This is a genomic window from Pseudaquabacterium inlustre (genome assembly GCF_038066595.1).
GTDB classification, from domain to species: Bacteria; Pseudomonadota; Gammaproteobacteria; order Burkholderiales; family Burkholderiaceae_C; genus Pseudaquabacterium; species Pseudaquabacterium inlustre.
The window spans coordinates 441,303-453,569 of record NZ_JBBUTH010000003.1; the positions used below are offsets into that span (position 1 = coordinate 441,303).

Annotated in this window: 1 protein-coding gene; it reads right to left on the reverse strand. The window is 74.4% G+C overall.

The annotated features are described in order from the left end of the window. Positions 1-12,243 carry a filamentous haemagglutinin family protein gene (locus AACH10_RS07280; RefSeq protein ID WP_341409703.1) on the reverse strand — a complete coding sequence of 4,081 codons (12,243 nt, stop codon included), beginning with the start codon at positions 12,241-12,243 and terminating at the stop codon, positions 1-3. Between the last annotated feature and the right edge of the window lie 24 nt (positions 12,244-12,267).

Consider the following 12,267-nt stretch of genomic DNA (forward strand, 5'->3'; position numbering starts at 1 on the left):
TCAGTCGCCCTGGCCGAAGCCCAGGAAATCCAGAAACAGGTTGCGGCGGCGACGCTTCTTGCCGTCATCGTCGCTGCCGGCGGCAGTGCCTGCGGCAGTGGCCGTGGCGGCATTGCTGGCCGAGGCCGGCAGCGCCGCGGCGGCATTCACCGGCGCCGCCAGCGAGGCCGTGCCCGACACCGAGCCGCCGAAGTTGAAGTTGTCGGCGCCCACCAGGCGCGCGGCCGAAAGGTTGGCGCTGCCGCGCGACTGGATGCCGGCGTCCCCCGCATTGATCTCCCCGGCCGGTGCAAACAGGTCCAACGTGCTGCGGCTGTCGAGCACGGCAATGCCGCTGCCGGCAAACGAGCCGGACGTGTCGACCACCACGTTGCCGTTGGCGTCGATCTTGAACAACGGAGGTGGCGCGCCTGTGACAGTCTTGGCGCCGCGACCGGCATCGATGTCGCCGGTGGAGGCCCAGATCAGCACATCGCCCTGGCCCACGGTGAAGATGCGGCTCTGGTTGACCACCACGCTGTCGCGCACCACGGCCTCCACGTTGCCGCCGGCCACGCTGACGATGCCCACCGCGCTGGTCGGCTTGGTCACCGAGCCGGTGAAGGTCTCGCCCGCGTTCACGCCGCCACCCGGCGCCAGCAGGCGGATGGCGCCGCCTTGCTGGGTCTTGATCTGGCTGGATGTCATGCGGATCTGTCCGCTGGCGCGTGTGCCCGGGAACAACGTGGCCAGGGCCACGAAGCCCTGCTCGTAGGCCAGCGTGCGCGCGGCGTCGTCGGCCGCGGTGGCGGCGGCACGCCCGCTGCTGCGCAGCTGGCCGATCAGCACCTGTTGCAGCAGCAGCCACTGGGTCTCGGGGGCCATCGCGTCGAAGGCAGCCTGGGCCGATGCCGCGTCCACCGGCCGGTTGCCGGTGCGCTGGGCGATGAAGTCGGCCAGCGCCGCCACGGTGCCGGCTGCCGGTGTGGCGGCTTGCGCTGTGGTGCCGGTGTCGCCTGCATTGCGTGCCGTGGCCAGGGCCGCCACCTGCGCGGCGCGGGCAGCGGCGGGCGTGGCCTGCAGCCAGGCTTGCGTGATGGCCTGGGCCAGGAAACTGTCGCGCTGCGCCGCGCTGAGGCTGGCCACCTGGCTGAGTGCATCGGTGCTGCCGGCTGGGGCCACGGCGCGCTCGGCCAGGAAGCTGGTGGCCGCCGCCGCCAGGCGCGCATCGCCCAACAGTGCACGCACGCGTGCTTCGCGTTCGGCGTAGGGCAGTGCCGCAAAGGCCGTGGCCGCCTGGGTGTTGGACGCGCTGCCCAGCGCGGGCGTGGCGACCGCACCCGTCGCGGCGGCTGACAACTGCGCATACAGGTCGGCCGACCAGCCCGCCAGGCCGGACGCGCCCAGCAGCGCCACGTAGCGCTCGCGGGCCAGCGCGCCATCGGCCGAGGCACCGCCAAGCGTCACGCCGGCCAGCACGGTGATCTCGGCGCCGCCGCTGGGCAGCAGGGCGTTCTCCTGGTTGCCCACGCTGCCGATGCCGCCCGAGCTGCCCAGGTTCACGTCGCGCCCGGCCACCACGATCAGGTTACCGGGGCCCTGCACCTTGACGCTGAAGGTGGCGTCGGCGGTCACGGCATCGAGCGTGATGTCGCGGCCGGCCTCGATCAGCGTGGTCTCGGTGGCCGTCTGGTGCCGGTCGGAGAGCGATCGGCCGGTGATGTCGCGGCCGGCGATCAGGCGCACCGGGTTGGCGATGGCCAGTTGCTCGAACACCAGATCGCCGCCTTGCGCCACCAGCCGCACCGGCTCGCGCGAGCCTGACTCGAGGCCGCTGCGCGTGGCCGGGAAGGGCGACAGCAGCTCGGTCAGCGCCGACGCCGAGGTGGAGAAGGGCGAGGCCATCTGCGGCGTCGATCCGGTGGCCGAGACCGAGGCCACCTGCAGATCGTTGCCGGCCAGGAAGGCCAGGTCGGCGCCTTGCACCGGCGCCTGCACCAGGCTGCCGGCGGCGCGGATGCTGCCCAGCGGCGCCGCCCAGGTGGTGACCGACGGCATGACGTTCTCCGACGGCCCGCGTGCATACACCCCCGCCAGCTGGGCTGGGGCTTGGGCCTGGTAGGCGATGTCGCCCGCCGTGCTGCGCAAGGCCAGCGTGGCGTCGGGCGCCAGGCCGCCGATCAGCATGCCGTTGGTGGCGAGGTTGCGCTGGCGCTCCAGCGGCGCGGCCAGGCCGGCCTGGGTGAGCTGGCCCACGGTCAGGTCGGTGCGCGCCGCCAGGTCGACGGCCGTGTTCTGGTAGGTCAGCTGCAGGCCCGCGCCGTCGGTGGTGGCGGTGAACGCGCGGCCGGCACTCAGGCTGGCGCGCGCGCCGCCGGCGAACACCGTGCCATCCACCACGTCGCGTCCGGCCTGCAGCGTCACCGAGCCACCGGCCTGGTTGAGCAGCGGCGCACTGCCACCGGCTGTGCTGGCGGCCACGGCGATGCCGCTGCTGGCCGCTGCCAGGCCCAGGCCCACCACATCGCGACCGGCGTTGACCTGAAGGTTGCCGCCGCCGAAAGTGGCCACGCCCTGCTGGAACAGGTCGTAGTGGCTCCACCAACTGAGCGTGCCGGCCGAGCTGCCGTAGCGCCACCACCAGTCCGACGCAGTCTGCGACGCGCCGTTGCTGCCGCCGATCACGTCGTTGCCGGCGGTCAGCGTCACGCTGCCGCCGCCACGCAGCACGGTGGACTGGCGGTCGCTGGCGCCGTTGATCAGCAGGTTGGCCGGCGGGCGCTGATAGTTGCCCAGCCCATCGGTGGCCACTGGTGTGCCGGTGGTGTAGACCACCGCCTGGCGATTCAGCAGCTGGATGTCGTGCGCGGCGGCGATGTCGACGCTGCCGGTGCTGGTGCGCACCATCACGGTGGGCGTGGTGGCGCTGGTGGCGGTGGAGGCCTTGCCGATGCGCACATCACCGGCGCCGCCAGCCACCGTGGCCATGACATTGGCCGAGGCCAGGTCGGCGCCACCGACGAGGCGGAAGCTGGCCGCCGCGCCGGGCAGGATGTAGCTGTCGGCCAGCACGGCCGAGGCCGTTGCCACCGTGGTGCCGTTGTTCGCGAAGCCGTCGCTCAGGCTGGCCGACAGGTTCAGGTGGCTGGCCGCGCGCAAGGTCAGCGCCACCGGCGTGGCGCTGGAGGCCGTCACGCTGCCGCCGTTGGCCGAGAAGCTGCGCAGGTTCCAGTCGCTGGCCAGCGTCAGGCTGCCGGCCGAGCGGATCTCCACGCCGGGTTGCACCTGCAGTGCACTGGCCAGCGCCGTGTCGGCGCCCGCAATGCGGCTGGCGATGGCCCGCAACTGCGCGTCGTCGCTGCCGGCGAAGGCCAGGGTGTCGGCGGCGATCTGGCCGGTGGACACAAACTTCGGGGCCGGGGTGGGTGCGGCGGTGGGGGCCGGAGTGGGCGCCGACGTGGGGGCGGCGGTTGGTGCGGATGTGGGCGCCGCGGTCGGTGCCGACGTGGGCGAGGCCGTGGGGGCGCTGGTGGGCGCCGAGGTGGGCGAGACCGTGGGCGAACCCGACGGGATCGAGCCAGCCGGCGTGGGCGGTTGCCGTCCGACGGTGGACGAGGCCGGATCGGTGGGGGCCGCCGTTGGGGCTGACGTTGGCGCGGCCGTGGGTGGTGTGGTGGGGGCCGCAGTCGGTGCCACCGTTGGCGCGGCGGTCGGAGCCGCCGTGGGGGAACTGGTCGGCGCTGCGGTGGGCGCCGAAGTGGGGGCGGCCGTGGGTGCCGCGGTCGGGGCGGACGTGGGTGCGGGGGTCGGCGCCGCTGTGGGCGTGGTCGAAGGCAGCACGCTCGGCGGCGTCGGGGGCAGTCGGCCGATGGTGGAGCTGGCCGGATCGACCGGCGCGACCGTGGGGGCTGGCGTAGGTGCTGCCGTCGGGGCCGGGGTGGGCGCCGGTGTCGGCGCAGCCGTGGGTGCTGCCGTGGGAGCGGGCGTCGGGGCCACGGTCGGGCTTGGGGTCGGCGCGGCGGTCGGTGCCGGGGTCGGCGCCGCGGTCGGTGCTGCGGTGGGGGCTGCAGTCGGCGCCACTGTGGGCGCAGCGGTCGGCGCGGCCGTGGGTGCTGGCGTGGGCGCCGTGGTCGGCACCGTGCCTGCAGGTGTGGGCGGGCGGTTGCCGATCGTGGACGTCGACGGGTCGATCGGCGCTGCGGTGGGCGCCGGCGTGGGGGCCACGGTCGGCGCGGCGGTCGGCGCAGGCGTGGGTGCTGCCGTCGGGGCAGCCGTGGGCGCTGCAGTGGGTGCCGACGTTGGCGCGGCTGTCGGCGCACTGGTCGGGGCCGAAGTCGGGGCCGCAGTCGGGGCCGCAGTCGGCGCTGCCGTCGGTGCAGCGGTGGGCGCTGCAGTTGGCGCTGCGGTAGGGGCCGCGGTGGGAGCGGGCGTCGGGGCAGCAGTCGGGGCCGGGGTCGGCGCAGCAGTTGGCGCGGCCGTGGGTGCTGGGGTGGGCGCTGCGGTCGGTGCTGCCGTCGGCGCCGCTGTTGGGGCCGGTGTGGGTGCTGCGGTTGGCGCCGGCGTTGGCGCGGCAGTGGGTGCCGGTGTGGGTGCGGGCGTCGGGGCAGCAGTCGGAGCCGGAGTCGGCGCAGCAGTTGGCGCCGCAGTTGGCGCGGCAGTGGGTGCAGCGGTTGGTGCCGCTGTCGGGGCTGCCGTGGGGGCTGGCGTCGGTGCGGGCGTCGGTGCGGGCGTGGGCGCAGGCGTCGGTGCCACGGTGGGAATGCCGCTGGCCGGCGCGGGCGGACGGGCCCCCACGGTCGAGTCGTTGGCGGTCGTGCCGGTGGCCAGGGCGACCGCCGAAGCCGATGAGACGCCGGTGCTGGCGCTGGGCACCTTGTCGGCCGGCGCGGGTGGCAGCACGCCGATGGTGGAGCTGCCGGGGCTGACCGGTGCTGGCGTGGGCGCACTGGTGGGCGCACTGGTCGGTGCCACCGTCGGACTGTCGGTCGGCGCGGGGGGCTCGGTGGGGGCCGGTGTCGGTTCCGGCGTGGGCGCAGCGGTAGGCGCCGGGGTCGGTGCCTCCGTGGGTGCGGCAGTCGGTGCAGCCGTGGGCGCCGCGGTGGGTGCTGCCGTCGGTGCGGCGGTGGGCGCGGTGGTCGGTGCAGCGCCCACGGTGATGGTGTCGGCCTCGTAAACCTTCACCGCCTCCACCGTCACGCGGCTGGCGCCATCGATGCGGATGCCCAGGTTGCTCACGGCCACGTCGGCGCTGCCGTCGGCGGCGGTGATGCGCGGGGCGCGCAGCAGCACCGTGCCGCCATTGCCACCGGCTGCGGCGGTGGTGTCGATGCGTGCGCCGGCCTCCAGCACGATGCGGCCTGCGCTGGCCAGCAGTTCCACGCGGGAGCTGCCGCTGCCGCTGGCGCCGCGGCCATCCAGCAGGGCCGTCGCACCCAGGATCAGGTCGGTGCCGGCAGACAGTTGCAGGCTGGCGCCCTGGCCGCCGGGCGCGCTGGAGCCGTCCAGGCGGCCCAGCACCGTCAGCTGTCCGGCATCGGCCGTCAGCGCGACCGTCTGCGCGCGCAGGGTTGTGGCGGCGTCCAGCTGCTGGTCACCTGTGCGGTTGCGCAGTTGAAGCCCGCCATCGAAGTTGCGCAGCGTCTGCGGGTCGGCGCCGCCGTACAGCACCTGGGCCAGACGGCCCAGGTTCAGCGCCTGGGCCGCATCCACCGTCAGGCGCGCGCCGGCCTGCGTGTCGCCGGCCCCCCCGCGCAGCTGCAGCGCGTCACTGCCGATGTCGACCCGGCCTGCGGCCGCCTGCACGCTGACGCTGCCGCCCGCGCTGGCGGCGGCACCATCGGCCACACCCGACACATCGATGCGCCCGGCCAGCGCCACGTCGCCGGCGGTGGCCGTGATGCGCAGATCGCCACCGGGCGAGGCCAGCGCCACGCCGTCGAGGGTCTGGCGCTGGCCGGCCAGATCGGTGATCGATGACGGATCGAAGCGCACCGCCGTGCCGCCATCGCTGGCGCGCAGCGTCAAGGCGCCCGAGGGCAGGGCGATGTGTCCGGCCTGCGTGATGCTGCCGGCCTGCAGCGTGAGCTGCGCACCGGCACCTGCGGCCGGTAGCGTGGCCGCATCGGATGGGCTGTTGGCCGAGCGCAGCACCAGGCTGCCGCCAGCCTGGACCACGGCCTCGGCGGCCTGCTGCGCGGACACGCGCACGGCGCTCAGGCTCAGGTCGGCCGGTGCGGTAAGGCTGGCGCCCGCGCCCGCCACCAGCGCGCCGCCGGCCTGCAGATTCAGCTGTCTGACACCGGCTGCCGCCATCGCACCGGCGCCCAGCGTGAGCGTGTCCAGCGCCTGCACGTCCAGGCTGCCGGTGCCTGCGCTGGCCTGGGCGGGCGCGCCGCTGCTGTTGCGCAGCGTCACGGTGCCGGCCAGCACGCGCACGGCCGTGCCGTCGCCGTGCACGGCCAGCGTGCCGGCGTCCAGCGTCAGCGCGCGCTGCTGCGCGCTACCCAGCTGCACCTGGCCGCTGGCATCGCCGTAGAAATCGATGCTGCTGAAGCTGCGCAGCGTCAGGCCCTCGGCATTGGCCAGGCGGCTGGCGAGTGCGGGCGAGAGTTGCAGCAGATCCGGATCGCTGGCGCTGGCCTTTGCATCGTCCACCGTGCCCACCGCAATGCGGGCACCACCGAGCGTGACCTGACGCGCCTCGATGCCGGCATCGGCGGCCAGGCGGGTGCGCTGCGTGCCTTCGGCCAGCACCGCGGCGCCAGCCAGTCGCGTGCCTGCGGCCAGGTTCAGCGTGCCGGCCTGGCGCGCGGTGGCGCTGCGCTGCGTGCTGGCCTGGGCATCGGCGCTGACGCGCAGCAGCGCGCCATCGCCGTCCACCTGCCAGGCGGTGGTGCTGCCCTCGGCCAGGCTGCCGGTGGCGGTGAGCGCGGCGCCAGCGCCCAGGCTCACCGTGTCACGGGCGGCCAGGGTCAGGTCGGCGGCGGTCAGCTGCTGGCCGGCATCTACCGTGATGCGGCTGGCCTGCACGCTCAGCAGGCGGCCGCTGCTGTCGGTGGCATCGTGCACCGCGCCCAGCACGATCTGCTGTGCGCCGCTGGCGGCCAGCTGGGCGGGGTCGAGCAGCAGTTCGCCGGCGGCGGCCGTGCCGCTGCCGATGCGCATCACTGGCGCGGCGATGTCCAGTTCGCCGCCGCGCGCGGCGCTGGATGCGGTGTGGAAGGCCAGCGTGCCGGCCAGGCTCAGGCTGCCGGCCTGGATGCCCAGGCGGCCTGCGTCGCGCGGCAGCGCCGACGTGCCGCCGCTGGCGAAGAAGCTGTCGGCATCGCTGCGGCGGATCTCGCTGTAGCGGCGCGCCAGCGTCGAGCTCATCAGCGTGAAGCCGCTGGGCACGGCCTGTGCGGTGCCGGCGGAGGCCACGCCCAGGCTGCCGCCGATCAGCGTGGAGCCATCGGCCAGGGCCTGGGCATAGCCCAGCGCCACCGCGCCGCCGCGCGGGCGCACCAGGAAGGCGCCGTCCAGCAGCGCGTAACGAGCCGGCAGCACGGCATAGGTGCCGGCCGGCAGCGCGCTGCCGGCGCCCACGGTGAAGGTATCGCCCAGACGCGTGCTCACGGCCTGGCCCTTGTCGTTGACCAGGGACTGGATCAGCGGATCGTGCGGCGCCCATTGCGTGACGGTGGGCACGATGGCGAAGGCGCCATCGGCGCCGCCTGCGAAGATGTCGCGCGAGCCACCGGGGCCGGGCACGAACTCGAAGGCCAGCAGCGAGCCGCCGCCGCTGGCGTCGACGCGCGCGCCGGCCTGCACCTCGGCCTGGCCGCTGCCCACATCGATCGTCACGGCCTTGCCCTGCAGGGCGCTGAGTGCCTGGCCGGAGGGCGCGTTCCACACCGTGCCGCCCAGCGTGCTGCCATAGGGCACGGTCAGGTCCGCGCCCGACACCGAGGTCAGGCTGCCCGCGGCCAGCGTCACCGAGTCCGTGGCGTGCAGGCTGATGCGGCCGAACGGCGCGCGCAGCACGCCCTGTTGCACGATGCGCGCGGCGTCGATGCTCAGCGAACCCTGGGCCGACAGCGGCGTGGCAGCGCCTGTATCGCCCGGGGCGATGGTGACGGTGTGACCGGCGGCGCTCAGCGTCCAGTCGGTGCCGGTGGCCGGGGCGATCTGCGCGGCCGTCAGCGTCAGGTCGCCGGCAACGTTCAACTGCCCGACATCGCGGCTGCCGGCGCTGACGCCGCGCAGGCGCAGCTCGCTGCCACTGGTCAGCGTGGCCTGGCCGATGCCCTGCCAGCTTTGCATGCCTTGCAGCTGCACCAGCGCGCCGCTGGCCTGCAGGCTGGCGCTGCCGCCGCTGGTGGCGCGCGCCGCCTGGTTGCTGGTGTCGGTGACGCCGCTGTAGCGGATGCTGGAGTCGCTGTTGCCCAGCGTCAGCACCGAGGCGGCCTGCAAGGCCACGGCGCTGCCGGCCGTGGCCTCGATGATCGGCGCATCCACGCTCAGGTCACGCCCCAGCGCCAGCGTCTGGCTGCCCTCGAAGCGCACCCGGTCACTCGACTGCAGGCGCAGATCGGCCAGCCCGGCCGACCCCAGGGCATTGGACGACACGCGCAGTTCGCCACGCGCCGCGCCCTCGCTCACCGTGCCGGCCTGCAGCACCAGCTGCACATCGGCCAGGTCGGCGCTGCGGTCGTTGGGGTTGTCGCGGGCCGCCAGCGTGAAGCTGGCGCTGCCACCCAGCGCGCCGCTGCCGCCGGCCTGGGCGCTGAGGCTGGCGCCCACCAGCGCACCGCCCTCGCGCGTGCTCAGGCTGAAGCTGCCGCCGCGGCTGGACACCTGCGTGGGCGTGGTGCCGCCCAGCGCCACGCCGCCGCCCGTGCTGCCCAGCGGTGTGGTCAGGTCCAGCACATCCGAGGCGCCATCCAGGCGGATCTGCGCGCCCTGGCGCAGATCGATGTGCGTGAGCCGTGCGCCCGACACGCTGAGGCTGCCGCCGTCCAGCACCTTGCCCTGGCGCAGGCCGTTGCTGCTGGGGGTGAGCAGCGTGGTGCCCGACAGGTCGATGCGCGCCGTGCTGTCCAACACCAGGCTGCCGGCGTAGCCCGCCGTGGCGGCGCTGAAGCTGCCGGCCAGGGTGAGCGACAGGCTGCCGCCCGCGGCGCTGATGCTGCCGCCCACGAACAGGTCGCGCCCGGCGCTCAGGCTCAGCGTGGCCAGCGGGTCGGCGGCGATGCGCGCGCCGGCGGCAAGGCTCAGGCTGCCGTTGGGCAGCATGCGGTCCAGGCCGGTGGAGCGCAGGCTCAGGTTGACGGGGCTGCGCAGCGCGGTGGCCAGCTGCAGCGTGTCCATCAAGCTGGCGGTGACGCCGCCAGAGGCCAGGTTGCCGGCGCCGGCGCGGGGCGACCAGTTGGACAGCCGCGGCGCCAGCACCGCATCGGCCGTGACCACCAGTGATTGCGCGCCATCCAGGTCATAGCTGGCAAAGCCGCCCTGGTTGAAGAAATCGGCCGACAGCAGCAGGCCGCCGTCGGCATCGCGCGACATGGCTTGCGAGGCCGTGCCCGAGATCGTGATCGCGTTGGCCCGCAGCTTCAGGCTGCCGCCGCCGCTGAGCGCATGGCCGGCCAGGCTGGCGCCCAGTTCCACCACACCCACCGGATCGCCCGCGGCCAGCACGCCGGTGTTGCCTTCCAGCGTGATGCGCCCGGCCGCGCTGCCCTTGATGGCGCCGGTGCTGCCCACGGTGGCGCCGCCCGACACATCGATGCGGCTGCCTTCGGCCACCTGCAGCGCATGCGCTGCCGACACGGTGACCGTGCCACCGGCCACCGCCGCGGCGGGCACGGGCGAGCCACTGGCCTGGGCCTGGTTGACCCAGTTGCCCGAGACGTCGAGCGACACGCCGGCATTCACCACCAGGCTGCCGGCCACGCCCGCGCCGGTGGCTGTGCCGGCGGCGGGGTCGCTGGTGCGCAGCGTCAGGCTGCCGCCGGCGCTGCGGAAGCTGCCGCCCATGCTCAGCCCGGAGGCGCCCTGGGCCGTCAGGCTCACCGTGCTGCGCAGGCCGAAGCCCAGCGCGGCCGCGCTGTCCAGCCGCAGGCCGCCGCTGGTGGTGATGGCCAGGCTGCCGGGGTCGGCGGCATTCAGGCGCTCGGCCGACCAGCGGCTGCCGCTGGGCAGCAGGTTGGACTGGGCATCGGGATCCGCCCAGTAGTCTGCGGCCAGCGTGCCGTGCAGCGCGTTGATCGACAGGTCGGCCGGGCCGGGCAGGGCCGTCGACAGCGAGGTCAGCGGCGCGGTCAGCGTCAGGCCCAGCGCGGCGCGACTGGCCAGCGCATCGCTGCCGTCCTGCTGGCGGCGGCCACTGGCGGTGCCGGCCAGCACCTGGCCGTCCAGCACGGCCTGGCGCGCCAGCACGGTGAGCGTGCCCGCCGCGCGGCCATCGACATAGCCGGTCTCGGTCTGGCCTTGCAGCACCGAGCTGTAGCGCGCCACGGCATCGCCCCAGCGGTTGCGCGGTGCGGCGGCGTTGTTCTCCAGGGCCACGTACTTCTGGTCGGCTGCGGCAGTGTTCAGGCTGTAGCGGCTGCCATCGGCGGCCACCAGCAGGCTGGGCGCCACGGTGGCATCGGTGTAGATCACCCGGCCGCCGCTCAGGTCAATGGCCGAGCCGGCGCCGGTGGCCACCGTGCCACGCGACAGCAGCAGCACCGAGCCGGCGCTGGCCAGCCGCTCATTGGCCGTGCGCGCCAGGTTCTTCAGGTAGCTGGACGTGTCGCCCAGGATGGGCACCGACTTGCGCAGGTCGAAGCTCACCTTGCTGCGGTACAGCGGGCCGTCCTTCTGCAGCGGCGCGTCCTTCAGGTCGCTGTTGCCCAGCAATTCGGTGGTGACGAACCAGCGGCCCGCCGACAGGGTCTCGGTGGTGGTGCCCGAGACATCGATGCGCGCGCCGTCGGCCACGCTCAGGCGCACCTGGGCGTCGTCAGCGGTGAAGGCAGTGGGCGCGGCCGGGCTGAGGGTCTCGTAGTCGGGCACGGCCTCGGCGCGGGCGCGCACCTGGCCGCCGGGCGCCACGATCTGCGCGCCGGCCTGCAGATCGATGGTCTTGCCCGACAGCTCCACGCGGCTGGCGGTGAAGCTGGAGTTGTCGGTGCTGGTGCGGGCCTGGCCGTCCACCGTCTCCACGGCCACCGGCAGCTCGATGCGGCTGTCAGGGCCCAGCACCAGCGTGCCGCCCTGGGTGGCGCGCTTGTAGACCTGGTTGGTCTGGTAGGCCTGCACGCTGTTGCGTGCCAGCAGGAACACCGAGCCGTTCTCGGCCACCCCGGTGGATGCCGAGATGCGGCCGTTCTGGTTGACCGCCAGGCCCACCAGCGTGGTGTTGCCGCGCTCAGTGAGGATCTGGCCCAGGTTGCTGGCGCGCCCGGCCCCATCCACCTCCACCAGCAGGCCGCGCAGCGCGGGGATCTCGGCATTGGCTTCCGAGGCATACAGGCGCTCGGCGGTGGGGCTTTGCAGGTAGGCGGCGCTGCCGGCGGCCAGCACGGTCTGGCCCGCTGGCGTGCTGATGCTGCCGCGGTTCTCCACCGATTCGGCCAGCAGCATCACGCGCCCGCCGCTGGCGGTGGTGATGCTGGCCTCGGCATCCACCAGCACGAAGTTGCCGGGGTTGCTGTACAGCAGCGCCGGGTTGTTGACGTCGCGCAGCTTGAAGGTGGGCGAGGTGCCGAACAGCGTGGTGGTGAAGCCCGACAGGAAGTCGCCGTTGTCCACATCCAGCGTCGAGGCGATCAGGCCCGCCGTGTCCACGCTGGCGCCGCGGCCGAACAGGATGCCGTTCTGGTTGATCAGCAGCACCTGGCCGTTCGAGCTGAGCTTGCCGAAGATCTGCGAGGGCGTGATCTCGGTGCCGCTGCCGATCACCCGGTTGAGCGCAGCGCCGGTGGCGCCCGTGGCCATCTCGAAGCGCACCTGGCTGGCGGCGCCGATGTCGAAGCTCTGCCACTGGTAGATGGCGCGTGCCGTCGACTGATCGATGCGCAGGTTGGTGCCACCGGCCGCATTGGTGCTCTGGCTGCGCGTGGCCTCGCCGCTGATCAGCCAGCGCGTGGCCGGCACCGGCACCGTGGCCGGCCGGGGCGCCACCAGGCTGGGCTGCGGCGCCAGCACCGTGCCGCCGGCGGCCATGGCCAGCGGCCAGGCACCCGCCAGCGACAGCACCAGCGGCGTGAGGCGCGGACGCACGACCGGTGCGGCGGGCATGGCGTGGCGGCGGGCAGACGGTTG

Bases quoted from the DNA above. Each gene is read 5' to 3' on its own strand.
- AACH10_RS07280 (WP_341409703.1), bottom strand. From the start codon at position 12,243: ATGCCCGCCGCACCGGTCGTGCGTCCGCGCCTCACGCCGCTGGTGCTG.